This window comes from Streptomyces sp. NPDC044571, assembly GCF_040647115.1.
Lineage (GTDB): Bacteria > Actinomycetota > Actinomycetes > Streptomycetales > Streptomycetaceae > Streptomyces.
This window is the reverse complement of record NZ_JBEZBN010000007.1, coordinates 36423-61021: the sequence shown is the minus strand read 5'-3', so window position 1 is coordinate 61021 and position 24599 is coordinate 36423. Positions and strand designations below refer to the sequence as shown.

Genomic DNA, 24599 nt, shown 5'->3' with positions numbered 1-24599 from the left:
AGTGACGCGCCGGGCTGGGGCGGGGGAGATTGTGTCATCGCCGTGGACCGGGCCGGCCGCACCGCCTTCTTCCGGGTGGCACACTCCTGCCCTGTGGCTGACATAACGACTCAAGTAGTGCCGGTGGCCTCCGCACTTGCGGCAGTTGCCCCGACACTCGCAGGCAACATGTACGTGGAGCGCAGCAAGTGGCGGCGGGCCCGGTACGCCGAGCAGGAAGCCAGGTCGCTCCAGTCGTACACCGACCTGCTGCAGGCGGCCGCGGACATCGCACGGACGCTCCGGCAGACGGCTGAGCATCTGGACGAGGGTCGCGAGGTCGACATGCAGGAGGTTGTCACGGTTGTCGATGGCCACATAGGCCACGTGCGGCGGCAGGGGACAGTAGTGCGCCTGGTCGGGCCGCGTAGCGCCTTCGACCTCGTCAAGTCGTTGGAGGACCAGGTCGCCCCTCTCTACCGGCTGCTCGCCGAGGTCGCGCGGTCGCGCGACGGTTCTGCTCTGGTCGAGCCTGCCCGGCGGTTGATGAGGTCGCGGGACGCGATCACCGATCATCTGAGGGAGATCGGAGGGCTTACCTGAACCGACCCCTCGGACAGGTCCTGGTTGGGGGAGCAAGATCCGAGAGACGACCCTGCCGGCCGGTTTGCCGCTGCCCGTCGAGCGCCGTGCACCGCCCCTGCGCGCGGGCGGATCGGGGTCCCTGCCCGCCGGCTGCCGCGGCCGTCGGCCGGTTCGAGTGGGAGCGTCTCGTCCGCCGAGGCTGCCCTCGCATCCGTCGTTTACAGCAGACGCCGCACTGCAATACCACTCTGCTCAGGTGCGACTTGGTCGTGACCTGCCACTGAGAAGTGACGCACTGTCCAGGGCCCTGGCTGGCCGGCGTCGGCGACTGTCGGGCTCCAGGGTGCTCGTACGGCTACCGTGAGTGCCCGTACGCCTCGGCGCCGACATCGCCTGCGGCTTGCGCCTGCGACTGCTCGGCCCACTCCTTGGGCACCTCCTGCTCCATACCGCAGAACGTGCACTGCGTCGCATACTTCGTCGAGATGGGGAACAGTGGCACGAAGAACAGCGTGAACTTGGTGACGTGCTTCGTGATCGTGTGCGCGGCGGGGTTGCCGCAGTGACGGCACGTCAGCGTGAGTATCGCGAGTTGGTACAGGTATACCTTGGTGCCAAAGATGATCATGAGTTCGGCCCTTCTGGGTTCAGTGCCCACCGCCGGGCGGGGACGCTGACCGGGATCCTCTCCCCCATTTTCCCAGGCAGTCGCCAGGGCCGCCCAGGCACCCGACCGCACCGCGGATGAGCCCTTGACCAGGTGCTTCGGTGTCGGAACCCGTTGTGCCGCCCCGTCGCCGTGGGCGCACATCCCTCACCACCGCCAGGTGAGTGCCCTGACCGGCTCGGGGGCCCGCTGCCATGACGGCCCCGGCACGACTGACCCGCCAACGCCCCGGTCAAAACGATCCCGGATGGCCTCCTCATCCCGATCAACAAGGAGGGCACCCCTGAGGACATCGGGACCACTCGGCTAGGCGGTTTCGTTTGGATCAAGGGGCGGACCAGAGGAAGATGCCCGCGACGTGCAATCCAGCCAGGTAGATGGTCGCCGTCTTCTCGTAGCGAGTGGCGGTGCCGTGCCACTGCTTCAAGCGGTTGATGCATCGCTCGACCGCGTTGCGCTGCTTGTATGCCTCGCGGTCGAAGGCGGGTGGCCTGCCGCCCCGGCTGCCTCGGCGCAGCCGGTCACCCCGCTGGTCCGCCGGAACGGGGATTACCGCCCGGATACCGCGCTTGCGCAGGTGTTCACGGATGGCGCGTGATGAGTACGCCTTATCGGCCAGGACTACGTCTGGCCTGGTGCGGGGCTGTCCGCGTCGTCGGGGAACGCGCAAGCGGGCCATCACGTGCGCGAAGGCGGGCGCGTCACCAGCCTGTCCGGCAGTGAGAGCGAAGGCGAGGGGCCGGCAGTGGGCGTCGGCTGCGAGGTGAATCTTCGTGGTTGGTCCGCCGCGGGAGCGACCGATGGCATGGTCGTCCGGCTCGTCGGCCGGGGCCCCTTTTTGCGGGCCCCGGCCGCGTGCTGGTGGGCGCGCACGATCGTGGAGTGCACCGAGACCGTCCAGCTCAGGTCCTCGTCGCCGTCGGCCTGGGCCACGAGCGCGGTGAAGACGCGCTCCCAGGTGCCATCGACGGCCCACATGCGAAGCCGGTTGTAGACACCTGGCCAGTTGCCGTACTTCACGGGCAGGTGAACCCACTGCGATCCGGTCTGGAAGTTCCAGGCGATCACATCGATCACCTCGCGGCGGTGGTCCCGCCAGCGGCCACCCCGTTTCGGCGTCGGGTTCGGGAGCAACGGCTCAATCCGCGCCCACTGCACGTCAGTCAACGGCACAATGAGACCAACGATCAGATGGTCTGAAGGAAGCGGTCCTACTATCCCGCCATGGGCGCCGTGATCATGACCGTCAGTCTGGCCTTCGTCGGATACCTGACGACGTACCTCAACGGGCTGAGGCTCGCGCAGCGACAGGCCCGGCTCGCCCGAGTGAACCAGCAGTTGAGCGACTTCTACGGCCCACTCTTCGCGCTCATGGAGTCCAATAGTCGCGCCTATGAGGCGTTTTGCGAGAAATATGCTCGCCCTGATGGGGTCCACCCCTTCGACCACGACATTCCCCCCACCGAGGAGGAGCTCGTCGAGTGGCGCATCTGGGCCACGACTGTCTTCCTGCCCAACATCCAGAAGATGCGCGACGTGGTCGTCACCAAGGCCGACCTTCTCATCGAGGAGGAGATGCCGCCTGTCCTGCTCGAACTGTGCGCCCATGTCTCCGGCTACGAGATCACCGCGGCGCGTTGGGCGAGTGGCGAGTTCCGCGAATACAAATCTGTCATCCAGTTCCCGGGGCCGGAGCTGAAGGAGTACACCACCACGCGCTTCGCGCGTCTCAAGATGGAGCAGGCGGCCCTTCTCGGTCGGCGCCGGTGAAGTCCGAGGAGGACTGGACGTACATCCCAGACCATCGATCGGATGATCCAAACGAAACGGCCTAGACCTTCGAGTCCTGCTTCCAGTCCTGGACGAGGAGCCCGAGCAGCACCTGGTCCAGGAACTCGCCCATCACCCAGGCCGCGGAGCGCAGCACGCCCTCGCGGACGAAGCCGTTGCGCTCGGCGGAGCGCAGCATCGCGGTGTTGTCCGACAGCGTCTCGATCTGCAGCCGCTGCAGGCCGCGCACGTTGAAACCGTAGTGGCACAGCACCGCGACCACGTCGGTGCCGTAGCCCTTGCCGCGGGCGGACGGCAGCAGCCCCAGTCCGATGTGCGCGGACCGGTGGTGGTTGTCGATGCCCCACAGCGTCGCGGTGCCGGCGAGCGTCCCGCCGTCCAGCTCCACCACGGAGAACTGGACGCTGCCCTGCTCCTTGTCGTCCACCACCAGCCGCGGATCATTCGAGCCGGGCGTGACCGGCCGCCACGGCTTGCTCTCGGCCCGCGAGGAGTTGACCACGTCGTCGTAGAGCTCGGCCCGCAGGATCGGGATGTCTTCCTCGTGCCGGGCCCTCAGCCCGACCTCGCCGCCTCGTAGCATGCGAGCTTCCTATCCGGCCGGACTGGCCGGCGGCAAACCAATCAGCGGTCGTCTCATGAGTGTTCGACCTCGTGCTCGTCACGCGGTGCAGACGGCGGCATCCGGTCAGCCAGGACCTCGTCCGTCCGAGGCTCAGGCCGCCACGTGCCCCGGAGGCGGCCGGACAGGCCCTCCGCCCCTGCCGGGGCGGGGGCCGTCGGTGTCGGCCGGTACGGGCTCAGATGCCGGCGGTTTCGGTCCACAGGCGGGCCAGGGCCAGGTCACCGGTCACCTCGGGGCCGGACAGGGGGAGGCGGTTCCAGAGGGCCGCGTACAGCCAGGACGCCTCGCCGGTCACCTCGCAGTCCGCGGGGCCCGCGTCGCCGAGCACCGTGCGGGGCGGTTCCTGGGACAGGTGCACGGTCCACACCGCGCCGGTGTCGGCGGCGCGGATCCGCAGGACCCGCGGCTCCTCCGTCCGGACCCGGCTGCGCGGGCGGGCGTGGAAGCCGACGAGCAGCTCGTCCACCCCGTCCTCGGCGAACTCGGCGGTCACCGGCCCGTACGCCGCGCCGAGCGCCGCCTCCGCGTCCATCCGGTGCACCGCCGTCTCGTGCGCCTGGCGCCGTGCCCAGAAGGCCAGCGGTGAGGGCGCGGCCGTCGGCAGGAAGGTCCAGCACTGGACGTCGGCCGGGGCGTCGGTCAGCGTGCGCACCAGCGCCCGGTGGCCCTCCCGGAACCATGCCAGCAGCTCCGCTCCGACCAGTTCCGGCGCCTCCGGGAACGGCGCGGGCTCCACGGCCGCGTCCCGTACGAAACCGGCCGCCCACCGGTGCACCGCCCCCGTGTGCCGCAACAGATCGGCAACACGCCACTGCGGACAGGTGGGCACCGGAGCGTCCGTACCCGCCCGCTCCGCCACGTCGGCGAGCAACTCGCCTTCCCGCGTCAGGGTTTCCACATAGTCGATGATCTTCATGCGGGCAGTGTCGCAGCCGCCTACGACAATGGGGAGCATGAATGGGGAACTCTTCCCGCGCGAGCGGACCGAGATCGCCCCGGGTGCCGTGCTCGTGCCGGACTGGCTCGCCCCCGAGCGCCAGCGCGAGCTGCTCGCGGCCTGCCGGGCGTGGGCCCGCCCGCCCGCCGGGCTGCGTACGGTGCACACCCCGGGCGGCGGGACGATGACCGCCCGCCAGGTGTGCCTCGGTCTGCATTGGTATCCGTACGGGTACGCCCGCACCGCCGTCGACGGCGACGGGGCGCCGGTCAAGCCGATGCCCGACTGGCTCGCCCAGCTGGGGCGGGAAGCGGTGGCCTGCGCCTACGGCCCCGGCGACACGGGCCCGGCGGCCGAGGCGGCCTATGACATCGCGCTGATCAACTTCTACGGCGGCGACTCCCGCATGGGCATGCACCGCGACTCCGACGAGAAGTCCGGGGCCCCGGTCGTCTCGCTCAGCCTCGGCGACAGCTGCGTGTTCCGCTTCGGCACCACCGCCTCGCGGGGCCGCCCCTACACGGACGTGGAGCTGCGCAGCGGGGATCTGTTCGTCTTCGGCGGCCCGGCCCGCCTGGCCTACCACGGGGTGCCGAAGGTCATGCCCGGCACCGGCCCGGCCTGGCTCGGGCTCGCCGGGCGGCTGAACCTCACCCTGCGCGTCAGCGGCCTTGACCTGCCCGGAGCGCCGCCCGGCTGATCGTCGGCGCCGCGCACACCACCGATCATGCGAGGATCGCTGTCATGAACGGCAACGGGGCCCCGCAGCGGGTGGGGGAAGTGACCACCGCGTCCACCGCGTCCACCACGTCCACCAGGACGAAACTGGAGCGGGGCCGCGGCGCCCTCGGCCCGGCGCTGGAGCTCGTCCACACCGGCCGGGCCCCGACCCGTGCCGTCCTGACCGCCGAGCTGGGCGTCACCCGGGCGACCGCCGGGGCCGTGGCCGCCGAACTGGAGGCCCTGGGACTGATCCGCGTCGACTCCCGCCCCGGCGGGGCGGGCGGCGGGCAGGGCCGGCCCTCGCACCGGCTCTCCATCGACGAGAACGGCCCGGTGGCCCTGGCCGCGCAGGTGCACGCCGACGGGTTCCGGGCCGCGCTGGTCGGACTCGGCGGCCGGATCGTCGCCACCGCCCCCGGCAAGGTCACCGTCTCCGCCGATCCGGCACAGGTCCTCGGCGCCGTCGTCGAAGCGGGCGCGGCGCTGCTCGCCGAGACCGGTCGGCGCTGCGTCGGCGCCGGACTCGCGGTTCCATCGGCGGTCGCGGAGCCGGAGGGCACGGCGCTCAACCCGCTGCACCTGGCCTGGCCGGCCGGTGCTCCCGTACGGGCGGTCTTCGCCGAATGCGTGAAGGCGGCCGGGATCGACGGCCCCGCGCTTAGCGGGAACGACGTCAACCTGGCGGCCCTCGCCGAGCACCGTCACGGCGCGGGCCGCAGCGCCCAGCACCTGCTGTGCGTGGCCACCGGCCACCGCGGGGTGGGCGGGGCGCTGGTCCTGGACGGCCGTCTGCACAGCGGGAGTTCCGGCCTCGCCCTGGAGGTGGGCCACCTCACCGTGAACCCGGAGGGGCGGCCCTGCCACTGCGGCGGCCGCGGCTGCCTCGACGTGGAGGCGGACCCGCTGGCCTTCCTCACCGCGGCGGGCCGCACCCCCGGCCCCCGGGTCTCGCTGCTCCAGCAGGCCCGTGACCTGTTGCGCGAGGAGTACGCGCAGCCTTCGGTACGGGCCGCCGCCGAGGAGCTCATCGACCGGCTCGGCCTGGGCCTGGCGGGCCTGGTGAACATCCTGAACCCGGACCGGATCATCCTCGGCGGCCTGCACCGCGATCTCCTCCAGGCCGACCCGGAGCGGCTGCGCGCGGTGGTCGCGGACCGCAGCCTGTGGGGACGCAGCGGGGGAGTGCCGATCCTGCCCTGCACGCTCGACCACAACAGCCTGGTGGGCGCCGCGGAGCTGGCGTGGCAGCCGGTGCTCGACGACCCGCTGGGCACCCTGGGCGCGGCGGCCTGACCCAGGCTGGTGCGCGGGGGCGCCCGGCGTCGATGCGGGCCGCGGCGGCCGCGGTGGTACGCGGTGCGAGCGGTGGCCGTGGCGGCTGCCGGCTCGTGGCGGCTGCGGCGGCGGAACCGCTACCCGGGCACGGCGCCGACCGACGCCGCCACCGACAGGCCGGTCGGGACGGCTTCCGGGTCCACGGCGACGATCGCGGTCGTCGCGGGCTCTCGTACGGGCTTGGAACCGATGCGCACCGGACGCTGTGGCGCCGCCGGTGCGGGGGCGGCGCGCAGGGAGAACCACACCACCTTGCCCGGGCCGTCGTCCTGGTGGCGCGCGCCCCAGGCCTCGCTGACCGCCGCGACGAGCGCGAGTCCGCGCCCGCAGGTCTCCAGTGCGTCGGCGGCCGCCTCGCGCAGGACCGGAAGCCGCGGATCGCTGTCGATCACCGAGACCGTCAGGCGCCCGAGGCGGAGTTCGATCTCGACCGTGCAGGTCTTGTCCGGCTGCGCATGACGGTGGACGTTGCTGAGCAACTCCGTCACGCCGAGCGCAGCCCGGTCTATGAGCGGGTCGAGCTGCCAGTGGCGCAATTGCGCGGATACGATCCGGCGGATCTGTCCGATCCGGGACGGCAGGGCCTGCAGTTCGACGACGCAGTGCCTGCGGGAATGACTGATCACGGCTGCGACTCCCCGACATGAGTGTTACGGGTGCTGCACCCTCGGTAATACCCCAGGGTCACCCACGGTGCCCGTGTATGCAACCGAACGCGATCGAAAGCGATCCGCATGGATACCCAAAGTGACCGTTTGTGCAGGTGAGGGAGGTACATTGCGAAAGCAGGGGGCGAAGAAACGCACGAAGGAGCACGGCGCATGAGCACCACAGCTACCACCGGTACCTCCGGTACCGCGGTCACGACGATCGACGTCGACCGCAGCGACGCGGATTACCGCGCCTGGCTGAAAGAGGCCGTCCGCAAGGTCCAGGCCGACGCCAACCGCTCCGCCGACACGCACCTGCTGCGCTTCCCGCTCCCCGAGGCGTGGGGTATCGACCTCTACCTCAAGGACGAGTCCACGCACCCGACGGGCTCCCTCAAGCACCGCCTCGCGCGCTCGCTGTTCCTCTACGCGCTGTGCAACGGGTGGGTCCGCCCCGGCCGCCCGGTCATCGAGGCCTCCTCCGGCTCGACCGCGGTCTCCGAGGCGTACTTCGCCAAGCTCATCGGCGTCCCGTTCATCGCCGTCATGCCGCGCACCACCAGCCCCGAGAAGTGCCGCCTGATCGAATTCCACGGCGGGGAATGCCACTTCGTGGACGACCCGATGAAGATGTACCAGGAGTCGGCGGACCTCGCGGCGCGCACCGGCGGTCACTACATGGACCAGTTCACGTACGCCGAGCGGGCCACGGACTGGCGCGGCAACAACAACATCGCCGAATCGATGTACCAGCAGCTCCGCTTGGAGCGGTACCCCGAGCCCGCCTGGATCGTGGCGACCGCCGGGACCGGCGGCACGTCCGCGACCATAGCGCGCTACGTGCACTACATGCAGCACGACACCCGGGTCTGCGTCCCCGACCCGGAGAACTCCTGCTTCTTCGACGGCTGGACCGGCAACGACCCGGACGCGAGCAGCGATTGCGGCTCGCGTATCGAAGGCATCGGCCGACCGCGGATGGAGCCGAGCTTCGTGCCGGGGGCCATCGACCGGATGATGAAGGTCCCGGACGCGGCGAGCGTCGCCGCGTGCCGCGCGCTGGAACAGGCCATCGGTCGCAAGGCGGGCGGCTCGACCGGCACGGGCGTGTGGAGCGCACTGAAGATCATCTCGGAGATGGTCGCGGAGGGCCGCACCGGCAGCGTGGTCACCCTGCTGTGCGACGGGGGCGAGCGGTACCTCGACAAGTACTACTCGGACAAGTGGCTGGCCGCGCAGGGTCTGGACATCGCCCCGTACGCGAAGACGATCGAGACCCTGCTGACCACGGGCGTCTGGCGCGAACCCGCGGCCTGACCGCAGGCCCGGCTCCCGCCCCCCTGTGGCGCGGTGCCCGGCCGGCGGTGGGGGCCGTCCGGGCCCCGCGTGTCTCATCGCCCGTGTCTCATCGCCCGTCCCTCACTGCTCGCGGCCCGCCGAACGCTGGGCCGGCAGGCGGGCCTCCAGCGCGCGGACGGCCGCGCGGAAGGAGTGCCCGAGGCCCGGTCGGGCGGCGCTCAGGGCGAGGCGGAACGCCGCCGAGCCGTCCGCGGCGAACGTCCAGCGGACGTGGGTGCCGGAGCCCGGGTCGGCGGGGGTGAGCCGCCACTCCTCCAACAGGGCCCGGACGCCGGGCACATTGGTCTCGTCGACGCGGTACGCGTAGCGCTGCTCGGGATCCGCGGCCATGATCGTCTCCTGGAAGCGGACACCACCCAGGAGCCTGATCTCCCGGCCCGCCCCGCCGTGCGTCGGCCGGGCCAGGGTCACCGCCCGGAACCAGCGCGGCCAGCCCTCGACCTCCTCGGCCAGTGCCTGGTAGACGGCCTCCGGTGCGGCGGCCGTCCGGGTGGCGAAGGTCAGGCGTACCGGGGCGTCCTCGGTGAAGTCCAGCCCCACCGGGCGGAGTCGGCGAGCCATGTCGGTCCCTCCTGGGGTTTGCGAGGTGCGGAACGCGCGTACGGAACGCGTGTGTGCCCGTGCGGACGTGCGGGCGTGCGGGCGTGCGGGCGCACCTTATCCGGCGTGTCGTCAGATGTCTGCGGCCCGGCCCCTCTTACGGGGGACACCCCCTAGGCACGCGCCCGCCCGCGCGGGATGCTGGGCCTGCGCTGATCCCGCCACCGCGAGCGGAGGCCGCCGTGCCGGACATTCCCCCAGCCCCACGCCCCCTGGCCCTCGAACTCCGCGTCCACGGAGTCCACGGCTCGTCCCCCGACGAGCTGCTCGGCGATCCGCGCACCGTGAGGGTCACCGGCGACTCCACCGCCGCCGTCTTCCGCCGTGCCGAGGACGCCGATGCCGAGGCCCACCCCGAGAGGTACACCGGCCGGCCCGTGATCGAGGCCTACTGCTGGTCCCGGCTCACCTCCGGCAACGGAGCCCGCGCCCTGTGGCTGCTGCTCCTGCCCTTCATGGTGGTCAACCTCGCCCACTGGGCCCGGCCCGCCCCGCCCGCCGGGAACGCCCCGCAGCGTGCGGTGCGGACGTACGGGGTCCTCGTCCGCATCCTCGCGCTGAGCCTCACCGTGCTGCTCATCGCCGCTGCCTGCGAGGTCGCGCTCGACCTGTTCGCCTGGCAGTGCGCGGGCTCCGCGCAGTGCACCGGCCGTCGCTCCTGGCTCGGCTTCCTGGAACCCGGCGGGTGGTGGGGGCAGCCCGGGCGGCGGCTCGCGCTCGGTGCGCTGGTGCCCGCCGCGCTGACCTGGCTGCTGTGGTTCCTTTCGAACCGCACGTGGAGCGCGTACGAGTCCCAGTCGCCCCCGGCGGAAGCCACGGCCGAAGCCGCCGCCGGCAGCACGGCCGAGGCGGCTGCCGGTTCCCCGGCCGAAGCCGAAGCCGAAGCCGCCGCAGGCACGGGCGCAGCCCCGGCTCCCGCCGCTCCGGCTCCTGCGGCCCCCGGTCCGCCCCCGGCCCCCGCCGCCCCCGGGGTCCCGCCCGCGCTCGGCCGCCCCGGATTCTGGTACGGGCGGCGGTTCGTGGCCCGGCTGCGCGCCGCGCACACCGCCGCCGGGCTGCTGACCGTCGCGGTCGCCGTCGCCGTACCCACCGCCCGGTACGACCGCCGCGCCGGAACCCCTGCCCTCGAAGCCGTCGGCTGGGTGCTGGAACTGCTCCTCGCCGCGGGAGCGCTCGCGGTCGCCTGGGTGGTCTGCCGGCGCGGCCGTACCGAGGCACGCGCCGACCACCGCCTCGACCGCGCCGCCGTCACCGCCCTGCCCGGCGCGGCCCTTGCCCTCCTGGCCGCCGTCGTCCTCCACGCCGGCTGGTCGCGCCCCGGGTGGAGCTCCGCCGGGCGGCTCCCCGGCGACCTCGCCTTCGGCGTGCTCATGCTCGGCCAGGGCTGCTGCGTGCTCGTCCTCGCCGTCGTCGCCGTCCGCCTGTACCGGCTCGCGCCCGACCCCTCGGCCGCCCTCCACGGCCTCGGCGGGCCCGCCGTCGCCGTCCTCGGCTGCGCCCTCGGCGGGGTGATGTCCGGGGGCGTCGCCCAGCGCGTCGCCGACTGGCTCGACGGCGGCGCCACGCCCGGCCTCGCCGGGCCCCCGCTGGCCGGGCCGCCCGTACTGCTCTCCTGGCAGGCCTCCGTCCTGCCGCCGCTCCTGCTCGTGCTGGCGCTGCTCGCCGCCTGGTTCGCGGTGCGCGCGGCCCGCGTCCGGCGGCGGCTCGCCGCCACCGTGGCCGCCGAGTACCCGGGGGAGCAGCCCGACGCCGACCGCAGCCGCCGGATCGCCGGGGTCCGTGCCGCCGCCGCGCTCACCGACGAGGCGCCCTGGCTCGTGGCGGCCGTCGCCGGTACCACCGTGATCCTCGGCGCGGGCGCCCTCGCCGGAGCCTGGCTCAGCGGGCAGGTCCCGGGCGAGGCGACCCGCGGAGCGCACCCCCTGCTGGCCACCGCGGCCCGCGCCGCCCAGGACGCCGGTTCCTGGCTGGTGGGGCTCGGCTTCGTCCTCTTCGTCACCTGGGGCCGGCGCGCCTACCGCGACCCGGCCGCCCGCCGCACCATCGGCGTGCTGTGGGACGTGGGCACCTTCTGGCCCCGCGCCGCCCACCCCTTCGCACCGCCCTGCTACGCCGAGCGGGCCGTGCCCGACCTCACCTGGCGGATGGCCGGCTGGACCGGCCGCACCGGTGGCCGCCTGGTGATCTCCGGCCACTCCCAGGGCAGCGTCCTCGCGGCCGCCGCCGTGTGGCAGCTGCCTCCGCACGTCCGCCGCCGGGTCGGCCTCCTCACGTACGGATCGCCGCTCGGCCGGCTCTACGGGCGCTGGTTCCCGGCCTACTTCGGGCCCGGGCCGCTCACCGCCCTGCACGGGGAGGTCGACTGCTGGCGCAACCTGTGGCGGGCCACCGACCCCATCGGAGGCCCGGTGCTCACCGGCGCCGCCGAGTCCGTGGACCGGGGGCCGCTCGCCGACCCCGTCGCCTACGGGCGCAGCGCCCGCCACCCCCTGCCCGCGCCGATCCTCGGCCACTTCGACTACCAGGCCGACCCTGCCTTCGCCGTCGAACGCGACGCCCTGCTCGCCCGGTTGGGCAAGCCCCCGCGGACCGCCGTACCGGGCCCCCGGATCAGCAAGGAGCCGGCAGTACCGGCAGATCCTCCGGAAACAGCAGAGTGAGCTCGTCCGTCCCCGGATCCGCCAGCTGTGCCACCCGGCCCGCGTGCCGCTCGACCATCGACTCGAAGGTCTGGCGCGCCGTGCGGCCGTTGCCGAAGGCCGGACCCTTGGGCAGCTCCGTGAAATACGTCAGCAGTGCCCCGGCCGTGCCCTCGCCGAGCCGGTACTCGTGCTCCTCCGCCTGCTGCTCCACGATCCGCAGCAGCTCCTGCGGCCCGTAGTCGCCGAAGGTGATGGTCCGAGAGAAGCGGGAGGCGACGCCCGGATTGACCGTCAGGAAGCGCTCCATCTCCGCCGTGTACCCGGCGACGATCACCACCACCGCGTCCCGGTGGTCCTCCATCAGCTTCACCAGGGTGTCGATCGCCTCGCGTCCGAAGTCCCGGCCCGAGTCCTCCGGCGCCAGCGCGTACGCCTCGTCGATGAACAGCACCCCGCCGCGCGCCCGCTCGAAGGCCTCCTGGGTCCGGATCGCCGTCGAGCCGATGTGCTCCCCGACCAGGTCCACCCGGGACACCTCGACCAGATGCCCGCGCTCCAGCACTCCGAGGGAGGCGAGGATCTCCCCGTAGAGCCGGGCCACCGTGGTCTTGCCGGTGCCGGGAGAGCCCGTGAACACCAGGTGCCGGCGCACCGAGGCCGCCTTGAGGCCGGCCTGCTGCCGCCGCCGCCCCACCTCGATCATGTCCGTGAGCGCGCGCACCTCGCGTTTGACGCTCTCCAGGCCCACCAGCGCATCGAGCTGGCCCAGCACTTCGCCGGAGGCCCGCGCCGCCGACTCCCGCCCCGCCTCCTCCGCGGGGCGCGCCGCAGGCACCTGCGCCGCATGTACCGCCTGCGGTACGGCGCCTTGCGCGGCGGTGACCGTACGGACGCCCGCCCGCTCCCCGGCCGCGGCACCGCCCGCTCCCGCGTGGCCGGCCGGCCGGGAACCGGAGGCGTCGCTGGTGCAGTCCTCGGCGACCGGGCCGTCCTCCGCGAACTCGTACCCCCCGCGGGCGCAGCGCTCCGTGTGACAGCGGGTCAGCATGGTGCGGCAGCCGTCGAGGACGTGGAAGCCGAAGCCGGAGCTGTCGGTCACCCGGCAGGAGTGGAAGCTCCCGCGGCCGCCGGCCGACACGTAGAACCCGGCCTCGGCGGGGGAGCTGACGGTGCACCGCTCCAGCGTGGGATCGGCGCCCTTGGTGACGATCACCCCGGTCTGCACGCCGTCGATGGTGCAGTTGGCCAAGGTGCCGCCGCTGCCGTGGTCGCGGAACCACGCACCCGTCGCCGCCTCCCGGATCCGGCAGTCGTCCAGCTGTGCGGTCGCCCCGTCGCTCACCGACACGGCCGTGTTGCGCACCTGCGACAGATCGCTGTCGACCACGTCCGCGCGCGAACCCCGGTCCAGTACGAAGACGGCGTCCGGCACGTCGTGGACCCGGCAGGACTCCAGGGAGACGGACGCCCCGTCACTGATCCACACCGCCGGATAGTCGCCCGTACTGTCGTGGATCTCGCAGGACTCCGCATCGACCCGGGTGCCCGGATCCCACACCGACAGACCGTTGCGGCCGAAGCGCCGGACCGTGGTGCGGCTGAGGGTGAGCACCGAACGCGAGCGGAGATCCACCGCGTTCTCCGGGATGTCGTGGATGTCGCAGCCGGACAGGGACAGCACCGCGTCCGTGTCGAGGGTGACCCCGTCGGCCGAGGTGCGGTGCACCGCACAGTCGGTGAGGCGGGCCGCCGCGCGGGCGGCGATCTGCACACCGGCACCCTGGACCTCGTACACCTCGCAGCCCAGGGCCTCCAGGCCCGAACCCTCGCCGGTGACGGCGATGCCCGCGCCTGAGGTGTGGTGGATACGGCACCGCTCCAGCCGCGGATGGCCGCCGCCGCGCACGACGACGCCGCTCTGCCCGGCAGCCACCACCTCGCACTCCTCGAACACCCCGCCGCCCCCGTCCACCACGGCGATCCCGACGCCGGCCGGGTTCTCGACGGTGCACCGCCGCACCAGGGGCCGGGCCCCGCCGCGCACCTCGATACCGGCCGCCGACCGGGTGCTCACCCGCACCTCGACGAGCTCCGGGGACCCCTCCTCGACGAGCACTGCGGGCGCCGCCCGGTCCTGCCCCTCCACATGGAGGTCCTGGATCACTGCCGACGCGCGCACGGTCAGCGCCACCCCGTCGGGCGGGGCGATCCGCACCGAACCCGCCGCGCCCTCGGGCCCGCGCAGGGTGACGGCATGGTGCAGCACCAGGTTCTCCCGGTAGGTGCCGGGAGCGATGGACAGCACGTCCCCGTCGCCCGCGACGGCGAGCGCGGCGGCCAACGTCGGATATTCGCCGGAGCGGCGCCGCCACCGCGAAGACCCGCTGTGCGTCACCTGGACCGTGCCCTGTGCCATCGTGCTGCCGTGCCCCCGCCCTCGTCCTCGCGCTGTCGAACCGACCGAAACCACCGAACCCGCCGAGCCGCTCACAGCGGTTGAACGGGCCGCTCCGGCCGGTCCACCGTAGCGCGCGCGGAGCGTCCCGGCGGCCAGGTCAGCTGCCCGCGCCCGCCCGGCCCCAGTCCGGTCCCACCGCGGCCCACGCGCGGTCCAGGTACAGGTACCTCCGATGCACCAGCCGCCGTACGACCAGCCGGCGGACCGTCTCCGCCAGCGCCGCCACACCGACGCCCGCGGCCAGCCCCACGACCGCCGCATTGCTGCTGGCGGACGTCGGGTCGAGCGGACGCCCCACCAGCCGGCCCTCGGTATCGGTCCATATCCGGAACCGGTCCCCGGCCTGCGGCGGCTCCTCCGCGGCCGGCACCGTGCCCTCGTGACTGCTGCCGTCCGGAGCCGTCCACGCCGCCACGATCTGCGTGCGCTGCGGGGTCTGCCGCTGCGCCGACGGGTCGGCGCCCGCTTGCGCGATCGGATCCTGGGCGGGCCGGAGCACCACCGCCGGAACCAGATACCGCTCCTGCCGCTGCTCGCGCGCCGCCCGCTGTAGCGTCCCGTCCACCTCCAGGCCCGCGATCCAGCCGACGACCGGGGCCACCACCAGGACGCACACCAGCGCGGTGAGCGCCACCCATGCCTCGAAGAGATCGGTCGGGCGGCGCAGCGGATTGCGCCGCCAACGCCACACACCCATTGCTGTCCACACGGTCCGGCTCCCCCTACTTGTGCCAGCCTCCGCCTGCCTGCCGTCCAAGACTCCCGCAGACCCCGGCTGCGCGCATTCCGGGACGTACGGGATCACGCCATGCGATCCGGTGCCCGGTCCCGGCACCTTCTCGTCGTACGTGTCGTCTGATCCAACGGCCAGGCAGCACCGCCCGGTTCCAGAGTTTCCCCAGAGCCCCTCGAAGGTGTCATTCCGCGGGGCGGCCTCCGCGTCGGCTCACTCCAGGACGCGGACCTCGTCGCCGACCCGCACCGTGCCCACCCGGACCGGCACCAGCTGCCGGCCGAAGGCCAGCGACCTGCCGATCCTCCGGTGCCTGGCCAGCGTCTTGAGGGGCTCCTTGCCCCGCTCGGCCGTCCGCTGGTCCGTCGTCGTCACGATGCACCGCCCGCACTCCCGCACCCCGCGGAAGACGGCGTCGCCGATCGCGATGCGCCGCCAGCCGTCCTCCGCCCACGGCTGCGCCCCGGCGACCACCACATTGGGACGGAACCGGTTCATCGGCAGCGGACCCTCCTCGGGATGGTCCCCCTGCGCTATGAGGGAGTTGAGCGCGTCCAGCGACGCGAGCGTGGTGAGGAGCACGGGATAGGCGTCGGCGAGGCTCACCGTCTCGCCCGGCCGTGCATAATCCGGGTCCACGGGCCGCCGTACGGCGGGGTCGTCCATGTGCACGAGGCGCACCCCGGTCCCGAGGTACGCGCTGAACCAGTCGGCCGCGGCTCCCGCCGCGACCACGGCCTCGATCTTCTTGCCGAACAGCACGACCGGCTCCAGCGGCCCCGGATCGGGAACCTCCACCACCAGATCGGCCATACCGGGCGCCTTCAGCGCCACCCCGCCGCCCCCCAGCGGCCGGGCCTGCGCCAGAGCCAGACGCGGCTGCTGGCGCTGGGTGAGGACCGTGCCCTCGGCATCCACCAGGGCCCACCGCCGGTCACCGGACAGGCCCCAGGGCTCCACGGCCACCTCGTCGGGAGCTGTCCCCGCTACCGACTTGACGGGATGTACGTGGAGTGCCTGGACATACAAGTTCGCCATGGGAGCATCCTGCCAGGCGCTCCCACCGCTGCCCCAGCGGGCGTCAGCGCCCGCTCAGTAGCCCCGCCCCTGGTACGGGCGGCCGTACGGATCCTCGTACGAGGCGGCCGGCGCCGGAGCCGGAACCTGCATCGGACGCGGCGCCGCCGGGCGCATGGCCTCGTAGCCGGTGGCCGTGGCCACCGGACGGGGCTGCTGCGGCTGGGGCTGCGGTACGTAGCCCGCCCGCGCCCCTACCGGCTGCTGCTGTGGGATGAACGGCGCGGGCGCGTTCTGCAGGGGCATCGGCTGCGCCGCCTGCTGCTGGTACGGGTACCCGTACGCGGGCTGCTGCTGCGACGGGGCAGCGGGCAGCGCGGGCAAAGCGGAAGGCAGGGCCGGGAGGTACCCACCGCTCGAATAGCCCGCGCTCGGGGAGTCGTAGGCGGCCGGAACGCGGATCGGGGCGATCTGCGGAGTGCCGCGTTCAGCGACGAGGGAGTCGTAGATGGGGGTGTCCGGGAAGGAGGGCGCGGAGTAGTAACCGCCGCCATAAGTGGAGCGGGGGGAGGTCATGGGACCTAAGTTAAGCCCACGACTTCACCGGGTCCATAGCGAGGTGTGACGAACCCCTCGCTGACCTGCATATTCGCAGGTCAGGGCGACAGCTTTCACTTCAGGTTCACGTGCACGATTCGCCGCTTCCACCCCGGCTTGTCCCACTCGTACTCAACGGTTGGCTGTTGCACCGACTTGGTGTTGACGCACCGTCACAATGCGGTGACCTCGGATGACGTTGGCCGGGACGGCAGTTTGCCGTTTCAGGCGTCGCTCGGACGGGCATAGGTTCGGCCCTTCCACGCCGCCCCCCGGCCCCGGTAGTGCTGCACGGCCGAGTCGACCGTCATCAGCAGGTAGAGCAGCGCCGTGAGCGGAAGCAGCGGCGCGAGCAGCGCCGACTGCCGGTAGTACCGCAGCATCGGCAGGTACGTGCCCGCCATCAGCAGCCAGGCGAGACCGCCGGCCCAGGCGGTGCCCGGGCGGCCGGCGGCCAGCCCTGCGAACAGGGCGACCGGGGGGACCAGATAGACGAGCACCAGCCCGGCCACCGTCCCGGCCAGCAGCAGCGGCTGGTGGCGCAGTTGCGCGTAGGCGCTGCGCGAGACCATCCGCCACAGGTCGGCGAGCGCGGGATAGGGGCGCACGCTGTCCACCCGCTCCGCCAGTCCCAGCCAGATCCGGCCGCCGGAGCGCTGCACGGCGCGGGCCAGGGAGACGTCGTCGATGACGGCCTGCCGGATCGAGTCGGGCACGCCCGCCCGCACGGCGGCCCCGGTCCGCAGCAGGACGCAACCGCCGGCCGCGGCGGCGGTCCGGCCGGTGGGGCGGTTGACCCGGCGGAAGGGGTAGAGCTGGGCGAAGAAGTAGACGAAGGCCGGTACGACGAGCCGTTCCCAGAAGGAGGCGACACGGAGCCGGGCCATCTGCGATACGAGGTCCAGCCCGGCGGAGGTCGCGGCGCCGACCAGCTCGCGCAGGCTGTCGGGCTCGTGGGCGATGTCCGCGTCGGTCAGGAGCAGGTAGTCGGGCTCGGTCGGGTGGCAGGTGCGGGCGACCGCGATGCCGTGGCGCAGCGCCCAGAGCTTGCCGGTCCAGCCCGGGTCGGGATCGCCGGGCGAGACGACGGACAGGGGCAGCCCCGGGTACTCCCGGGCGAGCCGCAGCGCGAGGGCGGCGGTGCCGTCGGTGCTCCCGTCGTCGACCAGGATGACCTCGGCCTCGCCCGGATAGTCCTGGGCCAGGAGCGAGGGCAGGCTGCACGGCAGCACCTCGGCCTCGTCCCTGGCCGGGACCACGATGGCGACGGACGGCCAGCGGGCGGGCGCGCTGCGCGGGGGCAGTCGCACATCGGTCCGCCAGAACATCCCCTGGGCGAGCGTGAGCCAGAGCCATACGGCGAGGGAGAGGCAGGCGGCGCTGAGAAGGCCCATGCGGGCAGTGTGCCGAACCCTGCGGGGCCTGTCGCGGATTTCGGCGGGGTGGCGGGGGAGTGCGCCGCCGTCCTGCGCCCGCCCACCCCCCGGACGGCCCGCCGGGCCCGCCGGGAGCCGCCGTCCGAGGGGCGTCGACTAAAGTGGCCGGGTGAAGATCGCGCTCATGGACTCGGGAATCGGCCTCCTCGCGGCCGCCGCCGCGATGCGGCGGCTGCGGCCGGACGCGGACCTCGTCCTGTCCTCCGACCCCGACGGAATGCCCTGGGGTCCCCGGACCCCCGCCGACCTCACCGAGCGGGCCCTCGGTGTTGCGCGGGCCGCCGCAGGGCAGCGCCCGGAGGCGCTGATCGTGGCCTGCAACACCGCCTCCGTGCACGCCCTGCCCACCCTCCGGGCGGCGCTGGAACCGGTGATCCCCGTCATCGGGACCGTGCCGGCGATCAAGCCCGCCGCTGCCGCCGGGGGGCGCGTGGCGATCTGGGCCACGCCCGCCACCACCGGCAGCCCCTACCAGCGCGGGCTGATCCGCGACTTCGCCGCCGGTGTCCCCGTCACCGAGGTGCCGTGCCCGGGACTCGCCGACGCCGTCGAGGCCGCCGACGAGACGGCCGTCGCCGCGGCGGTCGCGGCCGCCGCCGCGCTGACCCCCGCCGACGTCACCGACGTGGTGCTCGGCTGCACGCACTACGAGCTGGTCGAGGAGCCCATCCGGGCCGCCCTCGCCGAGCGGACCGGGGGAGGGACGTTCACCTTCCACGGCTCCGCCGAACCCGTCGCCCTCCAGGCGCTGCGCCGCATCGGCGCCGCGCCCGAGCCGGACCTGCCCGCGACCGGCACGCTGACCGTCCTGCTCAGCGGCAGGGAAGGGGCGCTCCTGCCCCCCGCGTTCGGGTACGCCGAAGGGCGGCTGCTGGCGGGCGCGGAACTGCCCGCCGAGGACTACCTCCCGTCAGCGAGCCGCTGAGCGAGCTCCCGCAGCCCCTCCGCGTCGAGGACCCGCCCGCCGAACCCCGGCAGCGGCACGTGCAGCGGTGCCGTCCACTCCGCCGGGATCGCCGCCTGGCCGTAGCGGGCGCCGGCCAGGGTGCCGGTGACCGCCGCCACCGTGTCGGTGTCCCCGCCCAGGTCCACGGCGGCCCGTACGGCCTCGGCGAACCCGGTGGTCGTCCGCAGCGCCCAGACCGCCGAGCCCAGGCAGGGCCACACCGCCCCGTTGAACTCGGTGGCCCGGCCGGGGTCCCAGTCGGGGGCGAGGACGCGGGCGTACCGCTCGCGGTGGCCCGGATGCACCGCCCCGAGGACCTCGGGCAGGGCGGTGAGCGGGTCGGCACCCTCCCACGCCACCCGTACGAGCTCGTGCAGGATCGCGGTTCCCTCCCAGGTGGCCGGATCGCCGTGCGTCAGCGCCGCGATCCGCCGGGCGGCGTCCATCGTCGCCTCCCGTCCGGCCGGGGCGAAGTACACCGCCGAGGTCGAGGCCCGCATCAGGGAACCGTTACCCGCCGCCCGCGCGTTGAGCTGGAAGTGCAGGGCCGCGGCCAGGTCCCAGGGCTGGCCGTTCGTCAGGACGTCCTCGGTCTGGAGCCCGATGTCCTTGGGGCCGGCCGCCGCCCAGCGCCGGAAGCGGTCGAAGATGTCCGGCAGGACGTCGAGGAGTTCGAGGCCGTCGTGTTCCAGCAGTGCCTCGCCGACCAGGACCGCCATCTGTGTGTCATCGGTGGGCTCGCCCGGATCCCAGCCCCCGCCCCCGAGCATTTCGCGGCCGCGCGCGCTCAACTCCCCGGCAGGGCCGAACTCGTAGGGTGCACCGAGCGCGTCACCGGCGGCCGATCCCAGGATGGCGCCGACGGCGCGGTCGAGTCGGGTGGTCACCGTTCCTCCTCGGGTGGTTCGGGGCACACGGCGGCCAGGACCTCACGGGTGAAGGCGTCCAGGTCGTCGAGGCCGGCGGCGGCCAGGGTCTCCGGGGCACCGGTCAGCAGGTGCGGGATGGCACCGTGCAGAGCGAGCGTCAGGGCGCGGGCCTGCGCCGGGCCGCCGGCCTGCCCGGCGGCGCGCAACAGGCGCCCGTACGCGGCGAAGTCGGCCGCACCGATGGGGTCGAGGAGCGCCGCGAGCCAGGGCCGCCGGGCCGCCTCGGCCTGCAGTTCCAGGTAGGCGAGGACACGCGGCCGACCCGGCCCGGCCACATCGCGCAGCAGCCCCGCCAGCAGGGCCGCGAGCCCGTCCCGGTCGCCGGGTCCGGGACCTGCTCCGGCGAGGGAGGCGGCCAGCGCCCGGTACTGCTCCAGGCAGCGCTCGGCCACGGCCCGCAGCAGGGCGTCGCGGCTGGGGAAGTAGTTCTTGGCGGTGCCCAGCGGTACCGCGGCCGCCGCGTCGACGGCCCGGTGGGTCAGCCCCCGCCCCCCGGCCTCCGCCAGCACGGAGATCGCCGCATCGCGCAGCCGGTCCCTGCGGTCCTGATTCACCGTGACAGCCTAGCCATGTTCGTGGTACCACAGATGTAGTACCACGGTTGTGGTGGTTGTCTGGGTGCGGACAGTCAGGGGTGCCTCATGAGCAGCGATACCGGCAGTAGGCAGGGGCAGGGGCAGGGGCAGGGGCAGAGGCAGGGGCGCGGCGCCGGCCGGGCCGTCGTCGTCGGAGCCGGGGTCGCCCGCCTCGCCACGGCCATCGGGCTGCGCCGGGCCGGCTGGACGGTCGACATCATGGAGCGGCGCGATGGCCCCGAGCGGTACGGGACGGCGTTCGGCATCCACCCCACCGCGCAGGCCGCACTCGACCGGCTCGGCCTCGGCGACGCGCTCCGGTCCCGCGCGGTCCCGTACCGCGGCGCCCGGATCCGCCGCCCCGACGGCACCGTTCTGGCCGCCCTGCCCCTGGAGCGGATCGAGCGCAAGGCCGGCCGGCCCGAACTGCTCATCTCCCGGCCGTACTTGATCGACGCCCTGCTCGCCGAACTAGACCGGCTCGGCGGCACGCGGATCGGTTACGGGCGGCGGCTCGGCGGTGCGCACGAGCTCGACGCGCTGGACGCCGACCTCGTCGTCGGCGCCGACGGCATCAACAGCGCCGTACGCACCGCCCGCTTCGGCACCGCCGGCGCCCCGCGCCCGGTCGGAACGGTCGCCTGGATCGGCATCACCGGATTCGAGACCGGCGTGTACGGGGAGACCTGGGGCACGGGCCGCTTCTTCGGGATGACCCCGATCGAGCCGGGCCGCACCAACTGGTACGCCACCGTGCCCGAGGCCACCACCGCCGAGGAGGTCCGCGCCGCGTTCCACGATTGGCACGACCCCGTCCCGCGGGTCCTCGCCGCCACCGACCCCGGGACTTGGATCCGGTACGAGATGCGCCACCTCCACCCCGCGCTGCCCGCCTTCGTCGGCGGCGGCCGCACGGCCCTCGTCGGCGACGCCGCCCACGCCATGACCCCGAACCTCGGCCAGGGGGCCTGCACCGCTCTCCTCGACGCCGAGGCGCTGAGCCGCGCGGTCGCCGCCCACGGCCGGTCCGACCTGCCCTCCGCCCTGCGGGCCTACGACCGGGAACGCCGCCGCAGCGCGCAGCGCGTCGCCTTCGGGTCCCGGACCCTGCACCGGTTCATGACCGCCCGACACCCTGCCCTGCGCAACGCGCTGCTCGGCCTGTTGCCGGGCTGAACCGGCTCCCGCTCCCGGCCCCGGCCCCGGCCGCCTGTCCCTGCTCCCCGTGCGCCGCGCCGTACCCCTATCCGACCGCGCTCTCCTTGAGCCGGCGCTCCAGTTCCTCTCCGGAGAAGTCCTCCAAGTGGGTCAGGAAGACCCACAGGTGCCCGAACGGGTCCCGGAGGATGGCCGTCCGGTCGCCGTGGAACTGGTCGGCCGGGGCCTGCACCACCTCCGCGCCCTCGGCCGCGGCCGTCCGGGCCAGAGCGTCCACGTCGGGCACGAACACGTGCAGGGCGGCCGAGGTCCCGCCGAGGGCCGTCGGGGCGGTGAAGGGCCCCTCGGAGACGTCGCCGAGCATCAGCACGGCCGCGCCGATCCGTATCTCGGCGTGCATCACCCCGCCCTGCGGGTGGTTGAGCCGGAACTCCTCCACGGCCCCGAAGGCCCGCCCGTAGAAGGAGAGGGCTGCGGCCGCGTCGGCCACCATGATGTGCGGCACCACCGCGGTGCGGTAGCGCTCCGGAACCGTCTTCACTGCCTCGTCGAAAGTCATGTCCGTGACCGTAGGACCTCAAGTTCGCTTGAGGTCAAGGACGGGTAGGGGCCGAGTGGACGAGAGGTGGTGGCACGCATGCGGTACGTGAGTACGCTGCTGCACATGACGGTTCACCCCCCGGGTCCGTTGTGGACGGGCAGAGCCTCCAACCGCGCGCAATGGCTGCTCGCGGCGGCCGGTGCGGCCTGCCTCGCGCTCGGCATCGAGCTCGCCGTCCACGGCTCCTGGACCGCCGGTATCGCCCCGCTCCTCATGTCCGTGATCGGCTGCCTCGCCGCCGGACTGCTGATCCTCTACGGCACCCTCGCCTTCGTGCACGTCGCCGTCACCGTCGACTCCGAGAACGTGGTGGTCCGCTGCGGCCACGTGGGGCTGCCCCGGCGGACGATCCGGCTCGCGGACGTCGCATCCGCCCGGTTCGTCCCCCGGATCACCCCCCAGCAGTGGGGCGGCTGGGGCTACCGCTGGCGGCCCGAAAAGGGCACCGCGGTCATCGTCCGGCGCGGTGAGGGGCTGGAGCTCCGGCTCGGGGACGGCAAGGCGTTCACGGTCACCGTCGACGACGCCGAGAACGCCGTCCGCGTCATCCAAACCCACCTGCGTGCCCTCGCCCGCTGACCCCGGCCCCGGGTCTCGCATGTGGGGGCGCCCGGACGGGGGACGTACACTCCGCCAGATGAGCAGCAGTGTCATCCGAGAGCCCGACGCCACCGCATCGCACGCTCCGCCGGCCGCCCCGCACGCCCCGACCGACGGCGGCGGCAAGCGTCTGCGCGGGCCCGCCGCCCGGCTCGTGCGCCCCGCGCTGGCCGTCGGCTCCGGTGTGCTGCTCTACGTAGGCTTCCCGCCCCGCACCCTGTGGTGGCTGGCCCCCCTCGCCCTCGCCGTGCTCGGCGGGGTTCTCCACGGCCGCCGGGCCCGCGCCGGCTTCGGCCTCGGCCTGCTGCACGGCCTCGGCTTCCTGCTGCCGCTGCTCGTCTGGACCGGCGAGGGCGTCGGTCCCGTGCCGTGGCTGGCCCTCGCCACCGTCGAAGCCCTCCTCGTCGGGCTGACCACCCTCGGCATCGCCCTCGTCTCCAGGCTGCCCCTGTGGCCGGTGTGGGGCTCCGCCGTCTGGATCGCCGGCGAGGCGCTGCGCGCCCGCGCGCCCTTCGGCGGCTTCCCGTGGGGCAAGCTCGCCTTCGGGCAGGCCGACGGCTTCTTCCTGCCGCTGGCCGCCCTCGGCGGGACACCGCTGCTCTCCTTCGCCGTCGCCCTGTGCGGCTTCGGGCTGTACGAGGCCCTGCGCACCGCCCTGGACCAGCCGCGCCGGGTCGCCGCGGCCCTCGCCGCCCTCACCGTCGCCGCACCGATCGGCGCGGCCCTCGCCGCCCGGCCGCTGGTCTCCGACGCCGCCGAAGACGGCACCGCGGTCGCCGCCGTGGTGCAGGGCAACGTGCCGCGGGCCGGCTTCGACTTCAACGCCCAGCGCCGCGCGGTCCTCGACAACCACGCCAACCGCACGCTCCAGCTCGCCGAGGACGTCCGGGCCGGCCGGGTGCCCAAGCCGGACTTCGTCGTCTGGCCGGAGAACTCCTCCGACATCGACCCGTACAACGAGCCCGACGCCTACGGCGTCATCGACCACGCGGTCAAGACCGTCGGCGTCCCCGTCGCGATCGGCTCCGTGCTGGTCCCCGAAACCGGCCCGCTGCGCAACACCATGATCCTCTGGGACCCGGCCAAGGGCCCCACCACGACGTACGACAAGCGCAAGATCCAGCCCTTCGGCGAGCGCATCCCCATGCGCTCGTTCGTCCGGATCTTCAGCTCCGACGTGGACCGGGTACGCCGCGACTTCGGCCCCGGCAAGGACCCGGGCGTCTTCGACATGGCGGGCAGCGGGGTCGGCATGGTCACCTGCTTCGAGGCCGCCTTCGACGACGCCGTCCGTTCCACCGTCCAGGACGGCGCCCAGGTGATCGCCGTACCGAGCAACAACGCCACCTTCGGCCGGACCGAGATGACCTACCAGCAGCTCGCCATGGACCGGGTCCGCGCCGTCGAGCACAGCCGCACCGTCCTCGTCCCCGTCACCAGCGGGGTCAGCGCGGTCATCCGCCCCGACGGCAGGGTCGTCGCGCAGACCGAGATGTTCACCGCGGACGCGCTGGTCGCCGAGATCCCCCTGCGCTCCACGCAGACCCCCGCGACCCGCTTCGGGGCGCTGCCGGAGTACGGGCTGCTCGCGCTCGGCGCCGCCGGGCTCGGCTGGGTGCTCGTACGCCGGATGCGCGCCCGCCGGGCCGCGTGACG

Annotated in this window: 23 protein-coding genes and 1 pseudogene; 10 read left to right on the top strand and 14 right to left on the bottom strand. The window is 73.6% G+C overall.

What is annotated here, in order from left to right; all coding sequences use genetic code 11:
* Nucleotides 1-93: 93 nt before the first annotated feature.
* Complete coding sequence (locus AB0B01_RS05750) at nt 94-582, top strand: hypothetical protein (protein ID WP_361713276.1); 489 nt, start codon at nt 94-96, stop codon at nt 580-582.
* A 337-nt stretch (nt 583-919) separates the two neighbouring features.
* On the opposite strand, the gene AB0B01_RS05745 is transcribed toward AB0B01_RS05750, so the two are convergent.
* Complete coding sequence (locus AB0B01_RS05745; RefSeq protein WP_361713274.1) at nt 920-1192, bottom strand: zinc-ribbon domain-containing protein; 273 nt, start codon at nt 1190-1192, stop codon at nt 920-922.
* 364 nt (nt 1193-1556) lie between these two features.
* Nucleotides 1557-2422: pseudogene (locus tag AB0B01_RS05740) on the bottom strand (IS5 family transposase).
* 33 nt (nt 2423-2455) lie between these two features.
* Between AB0B01_RS05740 and AB0B01_RS05735 the strand changes: the two are divergent.
* Nucleotides 2456-3001, top strand: a complete 546-nt coding sequence (locus tag AB0B01_RS05735; RefSeq protein ID WP_361713272.1) for a hypothetical protein — start codon at nt 2456-2458, stop codon at nt 2999-3001.
* A gap of 61 nt (nt 3002-3062) precedes the next feature.
* Here AB0B01_RS05735 and AB0B01_RS05730 read toward each other — a convergent pair whose 3' ends face one another.
* Nucleotides 3063-3605 carry a GNAT family protein gene (locus tag AB0B01_RS05730; RefSeq protein WP_361713270.1) on the bottom strand — a complete coding sequence of 181 codons (543 nt, stop codon included), beginning with the start codon at nt 3603-3605 and terminating at the stop codon, nt 3063-3065.
* 217 nt (nt 3606-3822) lie between these two features.
* Nucleotides 3823-4563, bottom strand: a complete 741-nt coding sequence (locus AB0B01_RS05725) for a maleylpyruvate isomerase family mycothiol-dependent enzyme (RefSeq protein WP_361713268.1) — start codon at nt 4561-4563, stop codon at nt 3823-3825.
* Between the two features lie 37 nt (nt 4564-4600).
* Here AB0B01_RS05725 and AB0B01_RS05720 point away from each other — a divergent pair, with 37 nt between their 5' ends.
* Both AB0B01_RS05720 and AB0B01_RS05715 read left to right on the top strand, forming a co-directional pair.
* The gene (locus AB0B01_RS05720) at nt 4601-5284 is read left to right on the top strand and encodes an alpha-ketoglutarate-dependent dioxygenase AlkB (protein WP_361713266.1); all 684 of its coding nucleotides are present in this window, start codon (nt 4601-4603) and stop codon (nt 5282-5284) included.
* 44 nt (nt 5285-5328) lie between these two features.
* Complete coding sequence (locus AB0B01_RS05715; protein ID WP_361713264.1) at nt 5329-6600, top strand: ROK family protein; 1272 nt, start codon at nt 5329-5331, stop codon at nt 6598-6600.
* 119 nt (nt 6601-6719) lie between these two features.
* Here AB0B01_RS05715 and AB0B01_RS05710 read toward each other — a convergent pair whose 3' ends face one another.
* Complete coding sequence (locus AB0B01_RS05710) at nt 6720-7268, bottom strand: ATP-binding protein (protein ID WP_361713262.1); 549 nt, start codon at nt 7266-7268, stop codon at nt 6720-6722.
* A gap of 195 nt (nt 7269-7463) precedes the next feature.
* Here AB0B01_RS05710 and AB0B01_RS05705 point away from each other — a divergent pair, with 195 nt between their 5' ends.
* Nucleotides 7464-8609, top strand: coding sequence for a PLP-dependent cysteine synthase family protein (locus AB0B01_RS05705; protein WP_361713260.1), 1146 nt, complete (start codon nt 7464-7466; stop codon nt 8607-8609).
* Between the two features lie 102 nt (nt 8610-8711).
* On the opposite strand, the gene AB0B01_RS05700 is transcribed toward AB0B01_RS05705, so the two are convergent.
* The gene (locus tag AB0B01_RS05700) at nt 8712-9212 is read right to left on the bottom strand and encodes an SRPBCC family protein (protein ID WP_361713258.1); all 501 of its coding nucleotides are present in this window, start codon (nt 9210-9212) and stop codon (nt 8712-8714) included.
* A 221-nt stretch (nt 9213-9433) separates the two neighbouring features.
* Here AB0B01_RS05700 and AB0B01_RS05695 point away from each other — a divergent pair, with 221 nt between their 5' ends.
* Complete coding sequence (locus AB0B01_RS05695; RefSeq protein WP_361713256.1) at nt 9434-11911, top strand: hypothetical protein; 2478 nt, start codon at nt 9434-9436, stop codon at nt 11909-11911.
* On the opposite strand, the gene AB0B01_RS05690 is transcribed toward AB0B01_RS05695, so the two are convergent.
* From AB0B01_RS05690 to AB0B01_RS05670, 5 genes are all read right to left on the bottom strand, one after another.
* Complete coding sequence (locus tag AB0B01_RS05690) at nt 11862-14309, bottom strand: right-handed parallel beta-helix repeat-containing protein (RefSeq protein ID WP_361713254.1); 2448 nt, start codon at nt 14307-14309, stop codon at nt 11862-11864. The two genes, AB0B01_RS05695 and AB0B01_RS05690, sit on opposite strands and share 50 nt — an antisense overlap.
* A gap of 139 nt (nt 14310-14448) precedes the next feature.
* Nucleotides 14449-15060: a hypothetical protein gene (locus AB0B01_RS05685; RefSeq protein WP_361713252.1), complete on the bottom strand. Its 612-nt coding sequence runs from the start codon at nt 15058-15060 to the stop codon at nt 14449-14451.
* A 237-nt stretch (nt 15061-15297) separates the two neighbouring features.
* A complete protein-coding gene (locus AB0B01_RS05680; protein ID WP_361713250.1) occupies nt 15298-16122 on the bottom strand; it encodes an MOSC N-terminal beta barrel domain-containing protein in 825 nt (274 codons plus the stop codon).
* A gap of 54 nt (nt 16123-16176) precedes the next feature.
* Nucleotides 16177-16677 (bottom strand): DUF6643 family protein, encoded by a 501-nt coding sequence (locus AB0B01_RS05675; protein ID WP_361713248.1) that lies wholly within the window; start codon nt 16675-16677, stop codon nt 16177-16179.
* A gap of 245 nt (nt 16678-16922) precedes the next feature.
* Nucleotides 16923-18092: a glycosyltransferase gene (locus AB0B01_RS05670; protein ID WP_361713246.1), complete on the bottom strand. Its 1170-nt coding sequence runs from the start codon at nt 18090-18092 to the stop codon at nt 16923-16925.
* A gap of 151 nt (nt 18093-18243) precedes the next feature.
* Between AB0B01_RS05670 and AB0B01_RS05665 the strand changes: the two genes are divergently transcribed.
* Complete coding sequence (locus AB0B01_RS05665) at nt 18244-19059, top strand: aspartate/glutamate racemase family protein (protein ID WP_361713245.1); 816 nt, start codon at nt 18244-18246, stop codon at nt 19057-19059.
* Here the strand turns inward: AB0B01_RS05665 and AB0B01_RS05660 are convergent.
* The gene (locus AB0B01_RS05660; protein ID WP_361713243.1) at nt 19035-19967 is read right to left on the bottom strand and encodes an ADP-ribosylglycohydrolase family protein; all 933 of its coding nucleotides are present in this window, start codon (nt 19965-19967) and stop codon (nt 19035-19037) included. The two genes, AB0B01_RS05665 and AB0B01_RS05660, sit on opposite strands and share 25 nt — an antisense overlap.
* Complete coding sequence (locus AB0B01_RS05655; protein WP_361713241.1) at nt 19964-20563, bottom strand: TetR/AcrR family transcriptional regulator; 600 nt, start codon at nt 20561-20563, stop codon at nt 19964-19966. Before AB0B01_RS05655 ends, AB0B01_RS05660 begins: the two co-directional genes overlap by 4 nt.
* 87 nt (nt 20564-20650) lie before the next feature.
* Between AB0B01_RS05655 and AB0B01_RS05650 the strand changes: the two genes are divergently transcribed.
* A complete protein-coding gene (locus AB0B01_RS05650) occupies nt 20651-21760 on the top strand; it encodes an NAD(P)/FAD-dependent oxidoreductase (protein WP_361713239.1) in 1110 nt (369 codons plus the stop codon).
* A gap of 67 nt (nt 21761-21827) precedes the next feature.
* On the opposite strand, the gene AB0B01_RS05645 is transcribed toward AB0B01_RS05650, so the two are convergent.
* Nucleotides 21828-22301 carry a VOC family protein gene (locus AB0B01_RS05645; protein ID WP_361713237.1) on the bottom strand — a complete coding sequence of 158 codons (474 nt, stop codon included), beginning with the start codon at nt 22299-22301 and terminating at the stop codon, nt 21828-21830.
* A gap of 105 nt (nt 22302-22406) precedes the next feature.
* Between AB0B01_RS05645 and AB0B01_RS05640 the strand changes: the two genes are divergently transcribed.
* Together AB0B01_RS05640 and lnt are read left to right on the top strand one after the other, a co-directional pair.
* Nucleotides 22407-22922, top strand: coding sequence for a hypothetical protein (locus tag AB0B01_RS05640; RefSeq protein WP_361713235.1), 516 nt, complete (start codon nt 22407-22409; stop codon nt 22920-22922).
* Nucleotides 22923-22980: 58 nt separating this feature from the next.
* Nucleotides 22981-24597, top strand: a complete 1617-nt coding sequence (gene lnt / locus AB0B01_RS05635) for an apolipoprotein N-acyltransferase (RefSeq protein ID WP_361713233.1) — start codon at nt 22981-22983, stop codon at nt 24595-24597.
* Nucleotides 24598-24599 lie beyond the last annotated feature (2 nt).

Excerpts from the sequence above, each read along its gene's own strand:
- AB0B01_RS05745 (WP_361713274.1), bottom strand. The coding sequence starts at position 1,192 with ATGATCATCTTTGGCACCAAGGTATACCTGTACCAACTCGCGATACTC.
- AB0B01_RS05735 (WP_361713272.1), top strand. The coding sequence starts at position 2,456 with ATGGGCGCCGTGATCATGACCGTCAGTCTGGCCTTCGTCGGATACCTG.
- AB0B01_RS05730 (WP_361713270.1), bottom strand. The coding sequence starts at position 3,605 with ATGCTACGAGGCGGCGAGGTCGGGCTGAGGGCCCGGCACGAGGAAGAC.
- AB0B01_RS05725 (WP_361713268.1), bottom strand. The coding sequence starts at position 4,563 with ATGAAGATCATCGACTATGTGGAAACCCTGACGCGGGAAGGCGAGTTG.
- AB0B01_RS05720 (WP_361713266.1), top strand. The coding sequence starts at position 4,601 with ATGAATGGGGAACTCTTCCCGCGCGAGCGGACCGAGATCGCCCCGGGT.
- AB0B01_RS05715 (WP_361713264.1), top strand. The coding sequence starts at position 5,329 with ATGAACGGCAACGGGGCCCCGCAGCGGGTGGGGGAAGTGACCACCGCG.
- AB0B01_RS05705 (WP_361713260.1), top strand. The coding sequence starts at position 7,464 with ATGAGCACCACAGCTACCACCGGTACCTCCGGTACCGCGGTCACGACG.
- AB0B01_RS05700 (WP_361713258.1), bottom strand. The coding sequence starts at position 9,212 with ATGGCTCGCCGACTCCGCCCGGTGGGGCTGGACTTCACCGAGGACGCC.
- AB0B01_RS05690 (WP_361713254.1), bottom strand. The coding sequence starts at position 14,309 with ATGGCACAGGGCACGGTCCAGGTGACGCACAGCGGGTCTTCGCGGTGG.
- AB0B01_RS05680 (WP_361713250.1), bottom strand. The coding sequence starts at position 16,122 with ATGGCGAACTTGTATGTCCAGGCACTCCACGTACATCCCGTCAAGTCG.
- AB0B01_RS05675 (WP_361713248.1), bottom strand. The coding sequence starts at position 16,677 with ATGACCTCCCCCCGCTCCACTTATGGCGGCGGTTACTACTCCGCGCCC.
- AB0B01_RS05670 (WP_361713246.1), bottom strand. The coding sequence starts at position 18,092 with ATGGGCCTTCTCAGCGCCGCCTGCCTCTCCCTCGCCGTATGGCTCTGG.
- AB0B01_RS05650 (WP_361713239.1), top strand. The coding sequence starts at position 20,651 with ATGAGCAGCGATACCGGCAGTAGGCAGGGGCAGGGGCAGGGGCAGGGG.
- AB0B01_RS05645 (WP_361713237.1), bottom strand. The coding sequence starts at position 22,301 with ATGACTTTCGACGAGGCAGTGAAGACGGTTCCGGAGCGCTACCGCACC.
- AB0B01_RS05640 (WP_361713235.1), top strand. The coding sequence starts at position 22,407 with ATGACGGTTCACCCCCCGGGTCCGTTGTGGACGGGCAGAGCCTCCAAC.
- lnt (WP_361713233.1), top strand. The coding sequence starts at position 22,981 with ATGAGCAGCAGTGTCATCCGAGAGCCCGACGCCACCGCATCGCACGCT.